Source organism: Marinomonas spartinae (assembly GCF_900089775.1).
Classification (GTDB): Bacteria; Pseudomonadota; Gammaproteobacteria; order Pseudomonadales; family Marinomonadaceae; genus Marinomonas; species Marinomonas spartinae.
In genome coordinates this window covers 102,127-124,153 of sequence record NZ_FLOB01000008.1, presented here as the reverse complement: position 1 = coordinate 124,153, position 22,027 = coordinate 102,127, and the positions used below count along the sequence as shown (strand labels likewise).

General features: G+C 40.0%; 16 protein-coding genes. All 16 read left to right on the top strand.

Annotated elements, in window-relative coordinates; all coding sequences use genetic code 11:
• Positions 1–10: 10 nt before the first annotated feature.
• The 16 genes from tssK to MSP8886_RS15655 all read left to right on the top strand — a co-directional run bounded on the left by tssK (position 11) and on the right by MSP8886_RS15655 (position 22,027).
• Positions 11–1,339: a type VI secretion system baseplate subunit TssK gene (gene tssK, locus MSP8886_RS15730; RefSeq protein WP_067018144.1), complete on the top strand. Its 1,329-nt coding sequence runs from the start codon at positions 11–13 to the stop codon at positions 1,337–1,339.
• 22 nt (positions 1,340–1,361) lie between these two features.
• Positions 1,362–2,642: a type VI secretion system protein TssL, long form gene (gene tssL / locus MSP8886_RS15725; RefSeq protein WP_067018142.1), complete on the top strand. Its 1,281-nt coding sequence runs from the start codon at positions 1,362–1,364 to the stop codon at positions 2,640–2,642.
• A 68-nt stretch (positions 2,643–2,710) separates the two neighbouring features.
• Positions 2,711–6,163, top strand: coding sequence for a type VI secretion system membrane subunit TssM (gene tssM, locus MSP8886_RS15720; protein WP_217491169.1), 3,453 nt, complete (start codon positions 2,711–2,713; stop codon positions 6,161–6,163).
• Positions 6,145–6,879 (top strand): type VI secretion system-associated protein TagF, encoded by a 735-nt coding sequence (gene tagF / locus MSP8886_RS15715; RefSeq protein ID WP_067018138.1) that lies wholly within the window; start codon positions 6,145–6,147, stop codon positions 6,877–6,879. Before tssM ends, tagF begins: the two co-directional genes overlap by 19 nt.
• On the top strand, positions 6,866–7,678 hold the full coding sequence (locus MSP8886_RS15710; RefSeq protein WP_217491354.1) for a PP2C family protein-serine/threonine phosphatase: 813 nt from the start codon (positions 6,866–6,868) through the stop codon (positions 7,676–7,678). The genes tagF and MSP8886_RS15710 overlap by 14 nt, the downstream gene beginning before the upstream one ends.
• Positions 7,679–7,951: 273 nt before the next feature.
• A complete protein-coding gene (tssA, locus tag MSP8886_RS15705) occupies positions 7,952–9,067 on the top strand; it encodes a type VI secretion system protein TssA (protein ID WP_067018249.1) in 1,116 nt (371 codons plus the stop codon).
• A gap of 14 nt (positions 9,068–9,081) precedes the next feature.
• Positions 9,082–9,585: a type VI secretion system contractile sheath small subunit gene (gene tssB, locus MSP8886_RS15700; RefSeq protein WP_067018134.1), complete on the top strand. Its 504-nt coding sequence runs from the start codon at positions 9,082–9,084 to the stop codon at positions 9,583–9,585.
• Positions 9,582–11,072, top strand: a complete 1,491-nt coding sequence (gene tssC, locus MSP8886_RS15695; protein ID WP_067018132.1) for a type VI secretion system contractile sheath large subunit — start codon at positions 9,582–9,584, stop codon at positions 11,070–11,072. Before tssB ends, tssC (MSP8886_RS15695) begins: the two co-directional genes overlap by 4 nt.
• Positions 11,073–11,117: 45 nt before the next feature.
• The gene (gene tssC / locus MSP8886_RS15690) at positions 11,118–12,644 is read left to right on the top strand and encodes a type VI secretion system contractile sheath large subunit (RefSeq protein WP_067018130.1); all 1,527 of its coding nucleotides are present in this window, start codon (positions 11,118–11,120) and stop codon (positions 12,642–12,644) included.
• A 3-nt stretch (positions 12,645–12,647) separates the two neighbouring features.
• Positions 12,648–13,439 (top strand): type VI secretion system accessory protein TagJ, encoded by a 792-nt coding sequence (locus MSP8886_RS15685; RefSeq protein WP_067018128.1) that lies wholly within the window; start codon positions 12,648–12,650, stop codon positions 13,437–13,439.
• Between the two features lie 2 nt (positions 13,440–13,441).
• The gene (gene tssE / locus MSP8886_RS15680) at positions 13,442–13,927 is read left to right on the top strand and encodes a type VI secretion system baseplate subunit TssE (protein ID WP_067018127.1); all 486 of its coding nucleotides are present in this window, start codon (positions 13,442–13,444) and stop codon (positions 13,925–13,927) included.
• Entirely contained in the window at positions 13,924–15,750 is a 1,827-nt protein-coding gene (gene tssF, locus MSP8886_RS15675; RefSeq protein WP_067018125.1) for a type VI secretion system baseplate subunit TssF, read from the top strand. The genes tssE and tssF overlap by 4 nt, the downstream gene beginning before the upstream one ends.
• Complete coding sequence (gene tssG, locus MSP8886_RS15670; protein WP_067018123.1) at positions 15,747–16,733, top strand: type VI secretion system baseplate subunit TssG; 987 nt, start codon at positions 15,747–15,749, stop codon at positions 16,731–16,733. The genes tssF and tssG overlap by 4 nt, the downstream gene beginning before the upstream one ends.
• Before the next feature lie 23 nt (positions 16,734–16,756).
• Positions 16,757–19,360 carry a type VI secretion system ATPase TssH gene (gene tssH / locus MSP8886_RS15665; RefSeq protein WP_067018121.1) on the top strand — a complete coding sequence of 868 codons (2,604 nt, stop codon included), beginning with the start codon at positions 16,757–16,759 and terminating at the stop codon, positions 19,358–19,360.
• A 254-nt stretch (positions 19,361–19,614) separates the two neighbouring features.
• Positions 19,615–20,094: an Hcp family type VI secretion system effector gene (locus MSP8886_RS15660; RefSeq protein ID WP_067018119.1), complete on the top strand. Its 480-nt coding sequence runs from the start codon at positions 19,615–19,617 to the stop codon at positions 20,092–20,094.
• Between the two features lie 79 nt (positions 20,095–20,173).
• Positions 20,174–22,027, top strand: a complete 1,854-nt coding sequence (locus tag MSP8886_RS15655) for a type VI secretion system Vgr family protein (RefSeq protein WP_067018117.1) — start codon at positions 20,174–20,176, stop codon at positions 22,025–22,027.

The window sequence follows — 22,027 nt, the reverse complement described above, 5'->3', positions numbered from 1 at the left end:
AAGGATTTATATGAATAATTTTTCTCCCGTTGCCTGGACTGAAGGCATGTTCTTGAGACCTCAGCATTTTCAACAGTCTGATAAACATTTAGCCAATACTATGAAAGATCTGCTTGGTATGAATGTCAATTATGCTTGGGGGATGATGGATCAAAGTATTGATGTAAGCCTTCTTAATACAGGGCAGTTTTGCTTAGACGGCTTTAAAGGCATTATGCCGGATCTGACGCCGTTGAGTTTCTTAGACAATGCATTTATTCCTGATCCATTAATTGTTGGTAAAGATGTAGTCGACCAGCTTGTTTATTTGGCGGTTCCCTCTTACAAAAATAATAGTGTTAATGTCTCTTCTATTGATGACTCTCAGGTGACTCGTTTTAAATTAGAGGATTTGACGGTTTCTGATGACTGTTTAGGGCGTGATTCAGATGAAGTGATTCAAATTTCTAAGCTAAATTGCCGTCTAATGCTGAGCTCTGATGATGTATCTGGCTATGTTGTTCTGCCAGTTGCTCGTATTATAGAGGTTAGTAATGAGGGAGCTATTCGTTTAGATAGCAAGTATATTCCGCCACATTTAAATATTGGACACTGTAAGCCAGTTTTTAGTATTGTAAGGGAAGTTTCTGCTTTAATTAAGCAACGCGCTGAGAATATTGCAGGTCGATTATCTCAAGGTTATGCTGGTAGCACCTCCGTTTCCGATTTTATTATGTTGCAAACTTTGAATAAGTATGATGCTATTTTTAACAGTTTGTTGGCTGTTGAAAATATTCATCCTTATAACCTTTATTCTAGATTGATTGAGCTGTCTGGTGAGTTAGCAACCTTTAGCTCAGCGAATAAACTAGTGCCGAAGTTACCTAAATATGATCATCTCAATTTGATGTTGATATTTTCAGAGGTCACTAACTTCTTATATCAATCCTTAAGCCAAGTCATAGAGCAAACTGCCACAGAGATTAAGCTAGAAAAAAGCAAATATGGTATTTCTTTTGGTGCACTAAAAGACAAAGAGGTGCTAAAAAGTGGTCAGTTTATTCTTGCCGTAAAAGCCAGCGTTCCTCACGAGGAATTAAGGCGATCTTTGCCGTCTCAGATCAAAATTGGTAGTGTAGAAACAATCAGAAACCTTGTTAATAATCAGCTGCCAGGAATATCAGTTAGCACATTACCAACAGCACCACGACAAGTGCCATATCATGCTGGTTACCACTATTTTGAGTTAAATAAGCAAGGTGATCAATGGGATAGTTTGTCTAGTAGTGGTGGTATCGCTTTGCATATTTCAGGTAACTATCCTGATTTACAAATTACGCTTTGGGCAGTAAGAACTTAATTATTAGTAGGAGTGTGTTTCAGTGGATGAGACTAAAATAAAGCCTAGACCTGGTCGCCTTGGTCGAGATGCTGAAAACAGTGGCTCTACAGATGATAACTCTGATAAAACACAAATATCATCAAATGCAATTCCGTTGCAAAAACAAAGCGGGCCAAAAGTTTCGATTTTCAAAAACAGCCTCTTAGAGGCTGCGTCGGACTGTTTGTCACTGGCTATTTTTGTAAATCAGGCTGAAAGCCTGCCTGATTTGTCGGGCTTTAAGCATCGGTGTACCGATGCGGTTAAGTCTTTCGAATTTGAGGCTCGTGATGCAGGCATTCCAGATAAAACGATTTTTAATGCACGTTATTGTCTTTGTGCATTATTAGATGAGAGTGTACTAAACTCCCGCTGGAGCTCAATGGAATGGGCTAAAGAGAGTTTGCTCTCTATTTTTCATAAGGAAACATTTGGCGGAGAGTATTTTTATACTTTAATTGATGAGTCGCTTCGTTATCCTGAACATAATCGAGACTTCTTGGAACTCCAGTACCATTGTTTAAACCTTGGCTTTAAAGGTAAATTTAGAGTAGGTAATCATCAAAGCGGTGGTGTGGAGGACTATCGAAATAGGGCTTATAACGTTTTAAATCAATTAGATGGCCCAGTAAAAAACGTTCTATCTCCTGATTGGGAGCGAAAAGTTGCTAATGGCGGAGAGTTAAGACAGAAAACCCCTCTCTGGGTGGTTTTTTCTATTCTTGGTGCGCTTGGTTTAGCTTTGTATCTTTTTTTGAATACGCAACTTAATGATCAGCTCTCGAAAGTAGATAGCTCTTTGGCTTCAATACATCCCATTGACTTACAAAAAACGGTCGATAAAAAAGATAAGCAGCTTTTGGTTCTTGAGCAGTTACTGCAAACAGAAATTCAAAAGGGCATTATTAGTATTCAGAAAAAGAGTGACCGAATTCGTTTGACAATAAACAACAGAGATTTGTTTAAACCTGGCGAAGCTTCTTTGCTGCCTTCAGTAGTGCCTATTTTGCAAAAGCTAGCACTTAGCTTAGAGGGTACCAAAGGCCGTATTCTTATTACAGGTTACACAGATGATACTCCGATAAAGACAGCAGAATATCCTTCGAATTGGTTGTTATCTCTTGCTAGAGCAAATGAAGTGGCAAATGCGATGGCGAAAAATACCAATTTAAGTGGCCGCCTCTGGCCAGAGGGAAGGGGAGCTGCAGATCCTATAGCACCTAATACTGATAGTAAATCCCGAGCAATGAATCGCAGAGTAGAAATTGACTTACTTTTCTAAATGGAGTTGAAATGAGTTTTATAAAAAGATGTAAGAAACTCTCTTACATATTAACCTCAAGAACAGCGATGCTTATTATTGGGTTTTTATGTTTGTTTCTTTTGATTTGGTTCGGTGGCCCTCTTATCGCCATTGCTGGTTTTGTTCCGCTTAAAAGTATTTTAGCGCGAGTCATTCTAATATTATGCATTGTTCTTGGTGTTGCGGTGACGAAGATTTATCAGCTGTCTAAGCAGAGTAAGCGTAATACCAACATGGCAGAAGAGCTGATAGATGACAGTGTTGATAATGACGATATAAACGAAGAGATCAATACGCTGAAAAACCGTATGTCGGATGCTATTGCGCTTCTAAAAGACGTTAAGTTGTTTAAAGGTAAAAATATATATCAGTTACCTTGGTATATTATGATTGGCCCACCAGGGGCGGGTAAAACCACAATCATCAATAACTCTGGGTTAGATTATCCATTAAAAGATAAGCTAGGCGTTGATTTAATTAAAGGTGTGGGTGGAACACGTAACTGCGACTGGTGGTTTACAAATAAAGCTGTCTTGATTGATACGGCAGGCCGTTATACCACTCAGGATAGTCACGCCAAGCATGATTCGAAAGCTTGGCAAGGCTTTCTTGGTCTTTTGAGAAAGTATCGCCCATTAAGACCGATTAATGGTGTAGTTATTAGTATGGGTATTTCTGAGCTGATGGGGCAAACCAAAACGGAAAGGAATCTCCATGCCAGAGCCATTAAGCAACGTTTGCAGGAGCTGCAGAATCAGCTTGGTATGACCTTTCCCGTTTATGTCATTCTATCAAAAGCCGATCTTATTGATGGTTTTCGTGATTTTTTTAACGAGTTGACGGAAGAAGAGAGTAACCAAATTTGGGGGGTGACCTTCCCAATGGATTCAAAAAATGGCACCCAAATAGAGCAGTTTAATAAAGAATTTCATGGTTTGATTGCTAACCTGGCTGAGATGTTAAATCGTAGGTTAATTAATGAACGGGATGAGTCAGTACGAGCTAAAGTCTTTGAGTTCCCTCATCAGCTTAGGTTTCTACAAGAGGTATCGTACTCTTTTTTGAAAGAGATTTTTACTCCCAATACTTATGAGCAGCCTCCGGTATTTCGCGGCGTTTATTTAACAAGTGCAACTCAAGAAGGAGATCCTTCTAGTTTTCTCAGTGACAAAAAAGTCGCCAATGGCGGCCATATCAATAAATCTAGAAGCTTCTTTATTAAAAAGGTTTTGGAAAGTGTTGTTTTTCCTGAACAAAACTTAGCGAGTACTAATAAATATCACGATAAGCAGAATAAGTGGCTTAGGGTGGCCGGCGTGTCTTTAGGGTGCGTTGGTTTGCTGGGTTTTGGCTTTCTTGCGTATGGTAGTTATTCGTCGAACTCCAAATTAATAGATCAAACTGACAAGCTAGTAACACAGTATAAGAAAGTGGACTCTGGGGTTTTTGATACCAATAATTTAGTTGTATTAAATGATCGTCTCAATGCCTTGCGGGATCTGCCTGCTATCAAACCCGGAGCAGAAGATCAAGGTTCGCTGGTAGGTGTTGGGCTGGACAAAATTTCTAACCTAAAACAAACCTCGATGAGTGCCTACGAGCGTTCACTTAAAGCGTATCTAGAACCTTATATGGTTAAGGTGCTTTTGTCTGAGATGAAAAACAATGCAGAGCATCTAAGTTATCTTTATGAAACCCTTAGAACCTATTTAATGCTTTATATGCCTGATCATTTTGATGCGAGTGATGTTGAGGCTTGGTTTGATGCTTACTTCGATCGTAAATTACCGGGGGATAAAAATGTCCAAATCAGAGCAGATTTACATCATCACTTAGCAACCTTATTGTCTATTAAATTAGATCAGACACAAATGGATAGTGATGCAGTACATGCTGCTCGACTGGCTTTAACCAAGTTGCCCGTGGCAGAAAGAGCCTATCAACGATTAAGGGCGGACTATATGAATAGCAGTATTCCTCCGTTCAGGCTGACTGACGTTATCAGTGCTAAAACGGCTGATGCGTTTGAGTTGAAGGACCCTTCTGAGGCGTCTAATACAATTCCAGGTTTGTACACCTATAATGGCTTTTACGGCATATTCAATGTTGAAAAAAGTAAGATGCTAGGGACTTTGATTTCCAGTAACTGGGTATATGGTAAAGAGGCTGCTGGTACATACGATGTGTCAAAACAGCAGGTAGAAAAAGAGCTTGAAAGACGTTATTTTCAAGATTACATCTATTATTGGAAAAGCTTTTTGGATAATTTGAAAGTTAAGGATTTTAATTCGGTTTCTGAAGGTATTAAGGTAACGGATGCTTTATCTGGTCCAGAGGCACCGATTAAAAACATCATTTCAGTGGTTCAAAGGAATGTCGCTTTAACGAATGCCCCTGAAAGCCAAACAAATGGTGCACTTAAAAAAGCCGCTGGTCTGGCTGGGGCTGCAAATGCTGCCATAGCAGAAAAAGCGGAGCGAATTAATAAGTTTTTGCCTGAGGCAACACAGCCTGGATCGAAAAAACTTCTTCCTGGTCATGAAGTTGAAGAGGCGTTCCAGGGGATATTAGGCTTGGATCCCGCAAAACTTGATAAGGTCCAATCCGATCTTAAATCACTAAATGTTTATCTTAATAAAATTAGCCAAAGTGATGATATGACCGCTTCCATTAAGGAGCAGTTAAAAGGGAAAGGTGAACCTGATTTTATTAATCAGTTGTCATCTAGTGATATTGTTGCCCCATTCTCTGATTGGCTTAAAAGTGTTGCTGGCGACACGTCAGATATTGTTAAGCTAAATGCAGACCGAGTCATCAATAAAATGTGGCGCAATGATGTTTTGCCTGAATACAGGGCAGCCATAGCTGGACGTTATCCTGTTGCTAAAAATAGCAAGCAAGAAATCAGCTTGAAGGACTTTGCCCATTTCTTTGGCCCAGGGGGGACACTGGATAAGTTCTTTACAACCTATGTGGCGCCAAGTGTGAATATGGGTAGCACAAGGTGGTCATTTAAGAGAGATATTGGTATGAGTCTTTCTACTTTGACGATGTTTCATGAGGCCTACAGAATACGTAAAGCATTCTTCGATAACGGAAGTGGCGCTTTGGATATTGGCTTTGGGTTGAAGCCTGAAGAGCTTGATCGAAGTGTTTCGAGTATTAAGTTAGACGTTAATGGTCAGTCTCTTGTTTATCGCCACGGGCCACAGCGTGTGACAAGTATGTCTTGGCCTGGGCCTAAACCACTTGCAGGAACAAAAGTTGAGTTTAGTTTGATTGGTGGTGGTCGTTTAATTAGTCAAAACTATGATGGGGAGTGGTCACTTTTCAGAATGCTGGATGCCTTACAAAGAAAACGGGCGAAGACTGCCAAGGACTTAAGCATGCATTTTGATGTTGAGGGTAACAGTGCGGTGGTTAAGTTATTGCCTAACTCCGTAAGAAATCCTTTTTGGAATGATTCGTTAGAGAGTTTTACATGTCCGAACAAGTTGTGAGTTTTGGTTATCTTGGAAAGTTACCCAGTGTAGGGGACTTTCTTCAAGATAATGTCGATACCGACTTTCAGGAAGTGTGGGACCGTTGGTTGCAGGCTGTTCTTTCTGTTAGTAAAGAGAGGATGGGAGATTCTTGGAAGGATAAATTCTTAACGGGTCCAGTATGGCATTTTGGTATGTCTCCCGGTATAGCAGGGGATAGCGCCAAAATGGGGACGGTGATGCCTAGCATGGATGTTGTAGGAAGGCCGTACCCTTTTACACTGGTGGCGGATACAGATAATTTACCCGTTGAGGTTATGGAATCTGATGCTCTGTGTCTTGAATACGAGGATGCGGTTCTTGCTGTTTTAGAGGATTCGGTTGATCTATTTAGTTGGAGGAAAGAGGTTGAGAAGGCTGTTAAGCCAATAGCGGATGTATCAAAGCGCTATAAGTATTTTACTTCTCCAGATGAAAATAAAACCGCCCAGGTGTTTGAGTTTTCAGGAACAGAGCTTGGTGGTGGGGCAATGCAAGATATGTTGCACGCCTTATTATATAAAAAATACGGCAGCTATAGTATTTGGTGGACTCATGGCTCATGTCTCTTGAGTCCCTCTGTCATTATTACTTCAGGGTTGCCTTCTGTTAATCAGGCCGCGGCTATGTTTGACGGTAGATGGCAGCAGTGGCAATGGAATCACGTGCAGGTTAGGGATAATGACAAGAACTAATACTAGTTATGCGATCTCCCATAGGGGAGTAGTAAGACAGCTAAATGAAGACTCATTTGCGGAAATTTCTAGTCATAATTTATGGGTAGTCGCTGATGGAATGGGCGGGCATGAAGCGGGTGACTATGCCAGTCAATTGGTTGTCGATGCAATCAGGGCGAAAGTATTAAATTATACTTATGAAGAGTTAACCGTTGATCATATTGTTTCGGCTGTGAAGAAAGCGAATTATGATCTAAAACAATATAGCCATTATCATTTAGGAGGGAAAATAGCAGGCAGTACGATTGTTATTTTGTTTATCAAAAATGATGAGTTCTTTGTTGTTTGGGCTGGTGATAGTCGTGCTTATTTACTTCGTGATGGTGATTTTACTCAAATATCTAGCGATCATAGTCAAGTGAATGAATTAGTTGCCCAAGGCGTTATTAGCAAAAGTGAAATGGGCTCTCACCCATTGTCGAATGTTATTACTCGAGCAGTTGGGGTGGCGGACGATATTAATATTGATGTCATAAAGCGTGAAGTTCGCAGCGAAGATATGTTTTTGTTGTGTTCCGATGGTCTTACTGGGGAGTTATCTGATCAAGAGATTTGCTCCATGCTTGATGGGCAGAGTGTTATAGATACAGGGCTTGCGCTTATGCATTCATCCTTAGTAAGGGGGGCTAAAGACAACGTTACCTGTATTGTTGTTGTTTATAATGGGGTGGATAAGCCTGTTATGGATGATGAGTTTGATTCGCTAAGTGAGAAAACAGTGCCTTTATTTGGTCGCCAATTAAATCGTCTACCTTAATACCCATGTGGTTTTTTAGGTGGAGCTTATAAAGACAGGCATACTGTAGAGATATGTCTCTATTTTTTATATTTCATGTTTGATAAAGTAAAGTGAAAAAGTAAGAAAGATAATGCTATTTCGCTTTTTTTGTTAATTAATTCTTTGTTGAGCTTGACTTTTTTTAGTCGCTTACATTTCGTATAAGCTTTACTTTCGCTTGTCTTGTAAAGGGGATGAGGGACTAGTAAAATTCGTATTAATTATTAAATGCTACTAGAGCAGGACGATGGAATGTTAACACTAGAAGAATGTACTTCTCCGATTTTAGAGGATCAGTTTGCAGGCTCTGATCCACGTGCCGATATTTCTCCGAATTCTACGTACTACACATTAAAAGATTTACGAAACCAGCTTAGAGCCGCTGAGCGGAACGCCTTGGTCGATGAAGAAGGGTTTTCTTTGTTAACTCGGGAGTGGCAGCCTCTTTTTGAGCAATGTAAGGAAGCAATAAAAAACGAGAGCAAGGACATTGAATACATCGCTTGGCTTATCGAGTCTTTATGTCGTCTAGAGGGCTTTAAAGGTCTTGCTTTGGGTTTTGAAATTGCCCACACTCTCATTGATGAGCATTTCTTGGATCTTTTTCCCACGTTGGAAGAGGGTGAAGAGCTATCTGAAAAGTTATCCGCTTTGGTTGGTCTAAATGGTATCGCCCAAGAGGGTGCGTTGGTTATGCCAATAAAAAATATTCCTATTACAGAAGGAATTAACTATGGCCCCTTTACCTTTTGGGAGTACCAACAAGCCTATGATATTTCTAGGATGGCTGAGGATAAGCGCGAAAAAAAAATAGCTCAAGGTGCAGTTGACTATGAGGATGTTGAAAAGAGTGCTCTTGAAACGAGTGTCGACTTTTTTACTAATCTAAAAAACGATGTCGAAAAAGCAATAGAGCACTTCTCTATTCTTAGTGATGTGATGGATAGGGTGACTGGTAGCCCTCAGCCGACGTCTAATATTAAGCGCGTACTTGATTCTAGTATGGCGGCTATTGAACACATTGGTAAGGAAAAATTAGAAGCCGCCGCAGAATCAGCTGCGTCCGAGGCAGAAGTATTATCTGAAGTGTCGGATGTTGAGGGGCAATCTAGTGAGACTGTGTCTGAATCACGTTCAGATAATGGAAAAATTGACTCAAGAGCCAGTGCTATTAAAAAACTATCTGAAATTGCGGCTTATTTTAGAGAGACTGAGCCGCACTCACCAATGTCTTACACCATTGAGCAAGTGATACGTTGGAGCAAACTATCTCTTCCTGAATTGTTGGATGAATTAATTACAGACAATGATGCTAGAACAGGCTATTTTAAGCTGTCTGGTATTCGAGTCAGCGAAACTGAAACATAGTAAAAGGAGTTCTAATGAGCATTCATGACAATCTAAAGCGAGTTCGAAAGCCTCGCGTTCATATTACTTATGACGTAGAAACGGAAGGGGCTGTTGTAAAAAAAGAGCTTCCTTTTGTTGTAGGGGTAATGGGGGATTTCTCTGGTGATAATACAGAGGCGTTGAAACCATTGAAAGATAGACGATTTATTCAGATTGATCGTGATAGTTTCGATGATGTTTTGAAACGAATGAGCCCAAGCCTTTCAATGAAAGTTGATAATGTTTTAACGGATGACGATAGTCAGTTTGCAGTTGACTTAAACTTTAAAACAATGAGTGACTTTGAGCCAGCAGCCGTTGTAAATCAAGTTGAGCCTTTGCGTAAGTTGATGGAGACTCGTAATAAATTGCGTGATCTCATGACCAAAATAGATCGATCCGAAGAGTTGGAAAATGTTTTGGAAGAGGTGCTAAGTAACACAACTAGCCTCGAAGCAATGGCGAAGGAATTAAGCATTGAGGAGGAAGACAAATGAGCACGGAAGAAGCTTTAAGCGGTGCGGAAACGGTTGTTGAGCAAAGTGTCTCTCTTTTGGAGCAGGCGATTGGTGCGACCAAGCAGACTGAATCTAGTCGAGCAGAAGAGTTGTTAAAAACCCTGACACAGGAAGCCTTAAAAGGTACTGTTCAGTGGAACAAGAATATGACGGTGACATTTAATGAAGCGATTGATTTGATCGATAACAAAATATCGAAGCAACTTAGCGCCATTATGCACACTGATCAATTTCAGAAACTGGAAGGGACTTGGAGAGGTCTTCATCATCTAGTGATGAACTCTGAGACCAATTCGACACTGAAAATTCGCGTGCTGAATATGAAGAAAAAAGAGCTTCATAAAGACTTGAGTAAAGCAGTTGAGTTTGACCAAAGTCAAACGTTTAAGAAAATTTACGAGTCTGAGTTCGGTACGCCAGGTGGTGAGCCTTACGGCACGATAGTAGGGGATTATGAATTTACGAATCACCCTGAAGATATTGAAACGCTTAGCTTGATGTCCAACGTAGCTGCGGCTGGTTTTTGTCCATTTGTTTCGGCTTCTTCCCCTTCTTTGTTTGGCTTTGACAACTGGGAAGAGTTGACTAAGCCTCGGGATCTAGAAAAAGTATTCGAATCATTAGAGTACACTAAATGGCGTTCGTTTAGAGAAAGCGATGACTCACGCTTTGTTACTTTGACTATGCCTAGATTCTTATCTCGTCTGCCATATGGAGCAGCCTCTAAACCTGTTGAAGAATTTAATTTCGAAGAGTTTGAAATAGAACCGAAAGCTGGTCGTTCTGTAAGTACCGATAATGGTGATTACTGCTGGAGTAATGCCGCCTATGCGATGGCAACTAACATGACCAAAGCTTATTCTCAATATGGCTTCTGTACTGCTATTCGTGGTGCGGAAGGGGGTGGTAAGGTAGAAGGCTTGCCTACTCATATTTTTACCAGCGATGATGGTGACCCTGATTTGAAATGCCCAACTGAAATTGGTATTACCGATCGTCGTGAGGCAGAACTGAGTAAACTAGGCTTTTTACCTTTGTGTCACTATAAGAACACTGATTATGCGGTTTTCTTTGGTGGTCAAAGCTGTCAGAAACCAAAAGTATACGATACCCCTGATGCAACGGCTAATGCCGCTATTTCAGCTAGGTTGCCTTATTTGATGGCGACATCTCGATTTGCACATTATTTAAAAGTAATGGCGCGCGATAAAATCGGCAGTTTCATGGAAGCTGAAGACGTTGAAGCTTGGCTGAACCGTTGGATTTTATCTTATGTGAATGCAACAGAAGGTGGTGGTCAGGATATTCGTGCTCGTTATCCATTAGCCGACGCTAAAGTTCGGGTTAAGGAAATTCCTGGTCAACCAGGGGCTTATAATGCTGTTGCTTGGCTTAAGCCTTGGTTGCAAATGGAAGAGTTAACGTCCTCATTACGTTTAGTCGCTAAGATACCTGAAGTTGGTTAAGTAGAAAAAGCGATTTAAGCGTTAAAATTAAGGATGATGTAGTACATGAGTGTTGAAGAGTTTTCGTTTATAAGTCAAAACTCAGCTTTTGGAAGACAAACTGAGTATAGAATAAGTGATAGTGACTCCTTATTGGATCGATTTCTTAATGAAAAAGATCTCAATAAAGCGCTTTTACTTTGGCTCGAAAGCTCTTCAGACTCGCCTTTAATTTGGAATAAGGAATCTGTCAGCTCCTATATACAGAAAGTTATTACCGATATTGATGCAAAACTTTGCCAGCAGATCAATATCATTATTCATGAAGAAAAATTTAAAAAATTAGAATCTGGTTGGCGTAGCCTTTTTTGGTTGTTATCCCAAGCTGAGCAAATGGATAATGAAAGAAAAGTTAAGATTAAACTTTTGAATTGTAATTGGATGACATTGTCCCGAGATGTTAGTAAGGCAATTGATTTCGATCAGAGCGCATTTTTTAAATTAGTCTATCAAAGTGAATTTGACCATCCTGGTGGCGAGCCTTTTGGTGTTGTCATTGGTAATTATGAAATAAGCAATGCCCAATCCAATGGCTCTTTATATAATGATATTGCTACATTAAAAGAGATATCAAAAACCGCTGCTGCCGCTTTTTCGCCTTTTGTATGTGCTGGTGATTCAAGCTTGTTTGGCGTGGATGCTTTTTCTGAGTTAGGTCATGCGTATGATTTATTTACACAATTCGAGCAGCCAGAATATATTAACTGGCGCAGCTTCCGTAGTATGGAAGAGTCTCGTTTTGTCGGTTTAACGTTGCCGCGGGTATTGGTTAGATCCCCATATTTGAATAATGGAAAGCGCTCTGAGAGCTTTTATTTTGTCGAGCATATCCATGATTCAGATAAAGATATGCTATGGGGGAATGCCGCTTTTCCTTTTGTCTCAACACTGATACGAGCCTACTGTGCAAGTGGTTGGTTTGGTCATATACGAGGAATGGATCCTGGTAAAATATCAAAGGGAATGGTGACGGGTATTGCTAAGGATTACTTTAAAAATGATTCTTACCAAAAAGAAGGGAAACCGCCTGTTGATCTTATTGTCACGACAAAGCTTGAAAAAGAACTATCTGAGCTAGGTTTTATCCCAGTATCTTCTGTTACTAATACAGAACATCTTGTTTTCTATAGTAATGCATCCGCACAGTTGGCCAAAAACTATGACAGTAATGTCGCTAATGTTAATGCGCGTTTGTCATCTATGCTCCAATATATCCTATGTGTATCTAGGTTTGCTCATTATTTAAAAGTGTTAGCTCGTGACCGTATTGGCAGCTATACCACGGCACAGGCTTGTGAACGAGATTTGCAAGCTTGGATAAATAACTATACCACCGCCTCAGATTCAGCGTCAGAGCAAGTAAGAAGTAAATATCCGCTTAGTAATGCCAAAGTCAAAGTCAGTGAAAATAAGTCAAGGCCTGGACATTTTTTTTCTCTTCTTCAACTTCAGCCTCATTTTCAATTGGATCAAATGGTGTCTAGCATTCGGCTGATTACGGAGCTAAGCCCGCATCATCAAATTAAGGAATAATACATGAAAAAAATATTCGAATTTATCAAAAATGGTAAGTTATCTGAAGCGATCGATTACTGTACTGAGCTGCTAAAAGACGATCCTTTAAATTTTGATATCAGAAGCGCATATGTCGAGTTGTTATGTATCGATGGTGAGCTAGATCGCGCAGATAAGCAGCTTGATTTTATGGTGAAGAAACAACCCGAGTTTGCTGTGGGGGCGGTAAACCTTAGGCATCTCATTCGTGCTGAGCAGTCTAGAAGGGATTTCTACAATGGGAAAAGTATTCCAAAGTTGTTTCATCAAGCTGATGAGTTAGATACGTTGTTTCTTGATATGCATCTAGCAAAACTAGAGGGTGATACGCAATCGTTGGACGAAATGAGCGCGAAGCTTGAATCATTGCGTTTTGATTTTGTAAGTGATGATGAGCCCCAGAGCTTGATTCGTGATTTAGACGATGTGCTCAATCCATATTTAGAGGTATTAGGTACTAACGGTGAGTTTTATTTAGCGCGTTTTAGCGAGATTGAAACCCTGAAGGTTGAGCCAGTTGATTCTCTCTTGGAAAACATCTGGCTTAGAGTTGAAATGACCATAAAAGATGGGCCAACAGGCACTGCTCACTTGCCCTTGGTATATGCCCAATCGACAAGTGATATTGAGAAACTTGGTCAAATAACGGAATGGGATGAGCTTTCTGATAATGTCACTTTAGGGCGTGGTATGAAGATGCTTTTTATTAATGAGGAAGCAACGCTGATCTCTGATTTGAGTATTTCAAAGGATAAAGAGGTTGCCATAGATTAATCATGATAGAGAGCAAGCAACAGCTTCAAGCCTCCATTCTTGATCGTCTGATTGACGATGATCCGGATGTACAAGACTCACCCTCTCGAACCGAGGGGATAAGTATTTCCGATTTGCGTAGGAACATTCGGCGGGATATTGAAGCGTTACTAAATGCCAGAATCCAATGGCATACTTGGCCGGAACAATACCAAGAGCTATCAACGTCGATTTTATCCTATGGCTTGCCGGATTTTTCCAGTATGTCAGTTAGCTCTAGTGATGGCCGTGATTTATTATGTGATATCGTCAAAAAGACAATTGAGAAATTTGAGCCGAGATTTATTGAGGTTGAAGTGTTTACTGATGAAGAGCTTCCCCTTAATAGAATTCTGAACTTACGAATAAATGCTTTGCTCTATGCGGATCCGGAGCCTGAATTTATCAGTTTTAACTCAGAAGTTGAGCCTATAAATTTAGGGATGAAAATAATTGAGGCTTCTTTATGAATGATGAATTACTAAAATATTATAATCGAGAGTTATCTTTTATTCGAAAAATGGGTAAGGAGTTCTCCGAAAAGTATCCGAAAGTAGCAGGTAGGCTAAAACTTAATGGTGATACTATTGAGGATCCCCATGTCTCACGTCTGGTTGAGTCATTTGCTTTTTTGACAGCTAATATTAGACAAAAGCTTGAAGATAGTTTTCCTGAATTAACCGATGCCTTACTGGGGCAAATGTTTCCTGATTATCAAGCGACTATACCTTCCATGTCCATTATTAAGCTTGAGGCCGAGAACCTCTCGACAACAGGGGTAGTTGTCCCTATCGGAGCAGAAGTTGAGTCGAATGCAGAGGGCATGAAGTCTTGCAAGTTTAAAACGTGTTTTGAAACAAATTTATGGCCAGTCGAGATACAGTCTGCAAAATTTGAAAATGCGCCTTTTGTCGCTCCAAAGTCGAAGTGGGAGAAACCAGTTAAATCAATTTTCAAGCTGGATGTGGTTTGCGAGTATGAAGGCGTGTCTCTATATGAATCCGATTTAAATAACTTAAGATTTTATATTAATGGTCAATGGCATCATGCCTTAAAAATATATGAGTTATTATTTAAAAATTGTATTGGTGTCGCTTTCGATAATGGCCAAGAAGGCGTTCGATATTTATCGAAAGAGCAGCTTCATTCTGTTGGGTTCAAAGACACTGAAACGGTTGTACCATACTCTCATCATGCTTCCTCAGGTTTTAGGATGCTGGTTGAAAATTTTGTATTTCCGGAAAAGTTCAGGTTTTTTGAGCTGAAAGACATTAGGGCTCTGTTACCTAAGGAGTCTGGCTCTACTAGCATATTTTTTTACATTGATACCGATTCATCTGAGCTAGAAAAGCAAATTGATAGCGAGAGCTTTTTGCTAGGTTGTACTCCTATCATCAATCACTTTGAACAGGAAATTGAGCCAATTAGGCCGCAACTGAGTGAGTACGAATATAAATTATCGCCTCGATATATGGATGCTGAAATATCAGAAGTCATCAGTATTGAGGAAGTAGTTGTTTTTGATTCAAAAGGCAACAAACAAGTTGCCGCCCCTTTCTATGGCCAAACTCACCCTAAGTATCAGGGGAGCAAAGATTTATTCTGGCACATTAGAAGGGAAACGGCTATGTGGGCAGGAGGATACGTAGAGGCCGGAACCGAAACATACCTCTCTCTTGTCGATGCCTCTTTTGGCAATGCACATTTGGATGAGGACATTGATAAGACGGTTATTACTGTCCGTGCAAAATGCAGTAATCGAAACCTACCTGCCAGCTTACCCTTTGGGGATGATGAGTTAGGGCTAATGATGCCAGAAAAAGGCGATATTATTAAAAAGATACGCTGTTTGGTTCCACCGACCCATGCTGTCAGGCCGATACTCGGGGATGCCACGCGTTGGCAGTTAATCAATCATTTGAATCTCGATTATTTTACTGGTCCTGATGCTTGTGAGCGATTAAAAGAAGTGTTGAGGCTCTATGACTTTAAAGCATCACCACAAAGCAAAGCATTAATTAATAATATTTATAAAGTGGTTATTGAGCCATCAACCGCTCGTGTGGTGCAAAAAGGGCGGGTATGTTTTGCAAGTGGTAGTGATATTGAAATTACCTTTGCTAATGATGACTTTTCGGGCAGTGGTGTGTTCTTTTTTGCCTCTGTTCTAGAGCACTTTTTCTCGCAATTTGCAGCCATTAACAGTTTCACAAGGGTGTGTTTGAAGCTGAAGGAGCAAGAGCAAGTTTATCATCAGTGGCCTGCTCGAGTGGGTGGACAGGTATTATTATGATGAAGCAATTGTTAGTCAATGCGTCACAACTAGATTTTTATAAGGCAATTTACCTAATAGAAAGGCAGTTAGATAAGGGGCAGATGGCTTATAGAAAAGTGGGCTACGATTGTGATCCTAAAAATGAGCTTGTGAGATTTTCATCTACTCAAAAATTTGGTTTCCCAGGGACGTCTATTAGTCGAATCGAACCGGTCGGCGACCCCAATGCTTTTGAAAGGGTTAAAGTGGATATTTCCTTTATGGGGTTAACTGGGTCTTCTGGGGTGATGCCACAATTTTACAGTGAACTAGTTTTGTTAAGAATGAAGTATAAAGATACGGCAATGCGTGATTTTTATGACATGTTCAATCACCGTTTAATATCGCTGTATTATCGTTCATGGAAAAAATATAAACACTCTCTTAATTTATCAAATAGCGCTAGCCACCAAGATGCCCATACAAAAATTCTGTCGCTATTAAGTGGTGGTGAATCTAACCATAATCTGTTCTTTTCAGGGCTTTTTTTTAGGAAAATTAAAAATGTATCAGATCTGAAAAATATTTTGACTTCTTATTTGGAATGTGATGTTAGAATAGATCAGTTGGTGGGTAAGTGGCAGTATCTAAAACCTTCTGAGCAGACAAGATTAGCAAGTCATAGTTCATTTGAAGGGCAGTATGCTAAGCTTGGAGTGAACGCCTTCATTGGAAGTCGTATGTGGGATGTTTCGACACTTATTAATGTTCATATTTTTCCAAAAAACTCACAACAGCTTAAAAAATTGTTCCCTAATGGTGAATCATATAAATTTGCCTGTAATATTATTAGAGATTATGTAGGAAATAGTGTTCAGTTCAGAATTTTTGTTGAGTCTGAGTTTGATAATTCTGATATTGCTAGGCTGAATAAGAAAGATGTGGCACTAGGAGGAAACGGTATTTTGGCTTTTAGTCGAGTGAATACTAAAAAGTTCTTGCATCTTTCTCGTAAAGGATAACTCACTTTAATAAGGAAGAATATATGTCTTCTATGACATTGAATAAACTGGTTGAAAAACTTAGCCCTGAATGTAAACAAAGTTTGGAGAAGGCGGTTTCTATTTGTAATAGCCGTAGCCATTTTGTTGTGGAGCTAGAGCATTGGTTGTTTGCCATGTTAGAACATCAGCTTGACGATGTTAGGTTGATTTTAAGTGCGTTTGATGTGGATGCTGATGCGGTCAAAAATGATCTAAATCGATCTTTAGAATCATTGAAGACGGGGAGTGAGTCTTCTCCTAGCTTGTCCGTTCATGTAACCACTTTATTGCGACAATCATGGTTGAGCACAAGCATTGAATTTACCGATACGCAAATCAGAAGTGCTTATGTTATTTATACATTAATAAAAGATGACACCCTGTCGAGCATACTCACTCGGTGTAGCAAGCACTTCAATAAAATAGATCCAGGTCAATTGTTGCACGCTTGGCCAGAAATCGTATCTCAATCTCAAGAATCTAATTTCGTTTCAGACTCAACTGAAAAACCAACCGGCTCCACGAGCAAGACACCCAGTCTAGATCAGTTTACGATTGATTTAACGGCCCAAGCTGAAAATGGAAAAATCGATCCCATTTTGGGACGAGACTTTGAGATCAGGCAGATGATCGATATTCTAACTCGGCGCAGGCAGAATAACCCCATATTAACCGGTGAGGCCGGTGTCGGAAAAACGGCGGTGGTTGAAGGTTTAGCACTCAGAATCGCGCAACAATCTGTACCGGATGTGCTGAAGAATGTGCGAATTCATAGTCTTGATCTTGCTTTGTTACAGGCGGGAGCGGGGATGAAAGGTGAGTTTGAGAACCGCTTAAAGACTTTAATCACAGAGGTTAAAAACTCAGTTAATCCTATTGTTATTTTTATTGATGAAGCTCATACCATGATAGGGAGTGGCGGTCAGGCAGGGCAAAATGATGCGGCAAACTTACTAAAACCCGCGTTAGCCAGGGGGGAATTAAGAACCATTGCGGCAACCACATGGGCTGAGTATAAAAAATACTTTGAAAAAGACGCGGCTCTTTCTCGTCGCTTCCAAGTGGTTAAGGTCGAAGAACCCGAGCCTGCAAAAGCGATTTCTATGCTTCGAGGATTAGTGCCTGTGATGGAAAAACATCATGGTGTCTTTATTTCTGAGCAAGCACTTGAGAGTGCGGTCAACTTATCTCATCGATATATCACTGGCAGACAATTACCTGATAAGGCAGTGGGCTTGCTTGATACGGCTTGTGCGCGAGTCGCGATGAGTCAGGCTTCTGTTCCGAATGCCATTGAGCAGCTTGAAAACAACATCTCGGATATCGATTCGCAAATAAGTATGTTATTGAGAGAAGAAAAATCTGGTCTTGATCATAGTGCTAAAATTGCGGCGTTGAAGGAAGAGTCAGCAAATTTGCAAACGGCATTGTTGCCTTTACAAGAGCAGCTAGAAAAAGAGAGGGCAGTTGTTTCCAAATTGTCTGATGCTTTTAATAAGATAAGTCATGATGATACACCTGATGCGAGTGTTTTAGAATCTCTCAAAGACGGCAAGCTAGAGTTGTCTACTTTTGCCAGTAATATGGTTCATTGGCAAGTTGATGAAGAAGTGATTGCGCAAGTGATTTCTGACTGGACCGGCATCCCTGTTGGCAAAATGCAACAGGATGAAATTCTTGGTGTTCTGAACTTGGCTGAAACGATGAAGCAGCGGGTGGTTGGTCAAGATCATGCGCTTGATCTTATTGCCAAAGTGGTGCAGACCTCAAGAGCCCAATTGGCAGATGAAAATAGGCCGAATGGCATCTTCATGCTGACAGGTCCGAGTGGTGTCGGTAAAACAGAAACGGCGCTTACCCTTGCTCAAGAAGTGTATGGTAGTGAAGAGAATATCACCACGATCAATATGTCGGAGTTTAAAGAAGAGCATAAAGTGTCTTTGTTGCTAGGATCTCCTCCAGGTTACGTCGGATATGGTGAAGGTGGCATTTTAACTGAAGCCGTTAGAAGAAAGCCTTACAGCGTTATTTTATTGGATGAAATGGAGAAGGCTCATCCTGGCGTTCATGATATTTTTTATCAAGTGTTTGATAAAGGAATGATAAAAGATGGCGAAGGTCGTGATATAGACTTTAAAAACACAATCATTATTATGACGTCTAATGTAGGGACAGATACTACCATGGGGCTTTTTGAGGATGAAGAAGCCTTACCTAGTATTAAGGGGCTACAGAATGCATTGCAAGATGACTTATTAGCCGCTTTTAAACCTGCTTTTCTAGGTAGAGTCAATGTCATTCCATATATACCATTAAGTAATAACATCATTTCAGAAATTGCTAATTTTCAATTAATAAAAATTAAAAACAGAATTCAATCAAACTATGATTGTGTCTTTGATTATGATGATGAAATATTGAGTCATATTGTTGACAATTGCCAGAATGCCGGTTCAGGAGCTCGTAACATTCACGCAATATTGCAAAATAAAGTACTGCCTTTGTTGTCTGAAGTGTTATTAAGTAGCATGGTTGAAAACAAAAAAATTGATAAAGTCAGCTTGTCATTGGTTGACAATGAGTTTTCAGTTTTTGTAAATGAGTAATTGAATTTAGTAAAAAATGAGGATGTTAAAAAGACAGGGATATAGGGTTGTTTCTTCCTAAGCTCGACCTTATAATTCCCCTGTCTTAATTCATAAGAAGGACATTTTGAGACATTGTCTTAACCAAGGAAGGGGATTAAGCGTACTCCTTTCATTGCAATATAAAAGATAATGATTTCAAAGGGAATTTGGGAAACCAAAGTTATAAGTATCCAGTTTTCGGATGCGAAAATTAAATAAAGGAGCGTTATCAAATGCAAGCTAATACTTATCTAAAATACGGTTCAATCAAAGGCGAAGCGACGGCTGAATCTTTCAAGGATATGATTACAGTGCTTTCTATGGATTGGAACGTAAGCCGTGAAATCAGTTCCCATACTGGTACATCGATGGATCGTGAGTCAAGTGCGACTCGCCTTGGTGATGTGACAATCACTAAACTTCAAGATAAAGCTTCTCCTGATCTTTTTAAAGAAGCGACTATCGGTAAAGGTCAGCCTGCTGTTTTCCACATCACTAAGCAAGGTGACAAAGTAGAAGAAATTATGAAAATTGAATTGACTGACGCTATGATTTCTAGCTATTCAGTTTCTGTTCAAAACGATCGTCCTTATGAAACCATCACTATCAGTTATACTGAAATGATGATGACTGTTACGCCAACAGATGACAAGAACGCAATTTCTGCACCTCTTGTTTATGGTTACAGCGGTGCGAAAGGTCAACAAATGTAATTTGTTGTCTTCTACTTCTAAAGGGGCTCTGGGTATTAGCTCAGAGCTTTTTTTGTTTTTTTGATGGGTAAGGCAAGGAATGCAAAACGAAACGCAAAAAAATAACGTCATACAGATCAACACCCCTCTAGGTAAGGATGCGCTGTATTTATCTAGAATTGTTGCTCAAGAAGCAATGTCGGATTTATTTGTCATTTCAGCTTCTGTTTATGCTTTAGGTCGTCAAATCGCTCACGAAGACCTATTAGGTAAACCTGTTAGTATATTGGTTAAAAACTCAAAGAATGATGGTGAGCGTTATTTCCACGGAATTGTAAGCGACCTGATTTCAAAAGGCTCAAGAGTAGCCGATACAAACGAGCAAAAGAACTTTATTGACTATCAAGTCATTATTGTTCCTTATGCCTCTTCAATGCGCAATCGTAAGAATAGCCGCATTTATCAGAAGAAAACGATCAAAGACATTTTTTCAGACTTGTTTGGTCAGCATAATGTCGCTTTTAAAGACCAGACAACCAAAACTTACCCCAAATATGAATATTGTGTTCAGTACCAAGAAACGGACTTTGACTTTATTCAGCGCTTATTGCAAGAAGAAGGTATTTTCTACTTTTTTGAGCACACTAAAAGTAACCACACCCTTGTTCTATCCGATGACGCAACGGCCTATAAAGAGTGTGATGAATCTAAAGTCGCCTATTCAACGGGGCACTTGAGTGATCCGCATGTATCAAGTTGGCAGGGTGGATTAAGTCTTGCTCCAGGTTCTTTCAAACGTGTGGGCTATGATTTTAAGCAGCCTGCCCGCTACCCAGACGGTGAACAAAAGAAATCAACATTACCCACGCAATCTTCAACTGAAGTCTTTGAATATACAGGGGAAGATGAAAATAATGCTCGTGCAGCAAATCTAGCTTCAATTCAGCTTGAGTCACTACAGCGTGACATGAAACTGAGTAGTGGCAAAAGTGATTGTCGTAGCTTCAGTGTTGGTAAATTATTTAGTTTTAAAAAGCATGAAGACCCTCGTTTAGAAGGTAAGAGTTTTGTTATTACTTCTATGCTGACTACGGTTTCTGTGCCGAATCAGTCTGGTGGATCAACTTCATCCATTAGTGAGGTGTACAGCAATCATTTTGAGTGTGTCCCTAAAGAGGTTCCATATCGCCCTCAGGCCGTTAAAAGAAAGCCAACTATTCAAGGCATTCAAACTGCTATTGTTACAGGGGACAGTGCTGATGAAATCATGGTTGATAAGTATGGACGTGTAAAAGTTCAGTTTGATTGGGACAGAGAGGGGAAAAAGGATTCACAAAGTTCTTGCTGGATTCGCGTTGCTCAGAACTGGGCAGGCAAAAAATGGGGGGCCTTCTTTTTCCCCCGTGTTGGTCAAGAAGTATTGGTCGATTTCATAAACGGTGACCCTGATCAGCCCATTATTAGCGGGGCTGTTTATAACGCTGACCTCATGCCACCGTATGACCTGCCTGCACAAAAAACGCAGAGTGGTATTAAAACTCGCTCAACAAAAGAGGGCGGGGCGGATAATTTTAATGAGTTGCGTTTTGAAGATAAAAAAGGCAATGAGCTTGTTTATTTGCAAGCAGAGAAAGATCAACAGCTTTATGTCAAAAATGATCGTAACGATAAAGTTGATCATGATGTTAAAACTGAGATAGGTAATAACGAAACCCTTAAAGTGAAAATGAATCGGTCTTCTGATATTGGGGAGAATGATACCTTAAAGGTTGGTAAGGTTTTAAATATTGAAGCAGGTAAAGAGATTGTTATTAAAACAGGTTCTGCTCAAATAAAAATGTCTAGTAGTGGCGATATTACTATTGAAGGCAGCAATATAAATATCAAGGGAAGTAATGTAAAAGTCAATGGAAGCGCCATTAGTCTATCGGCTGGATCGATTAAACTTAATTAG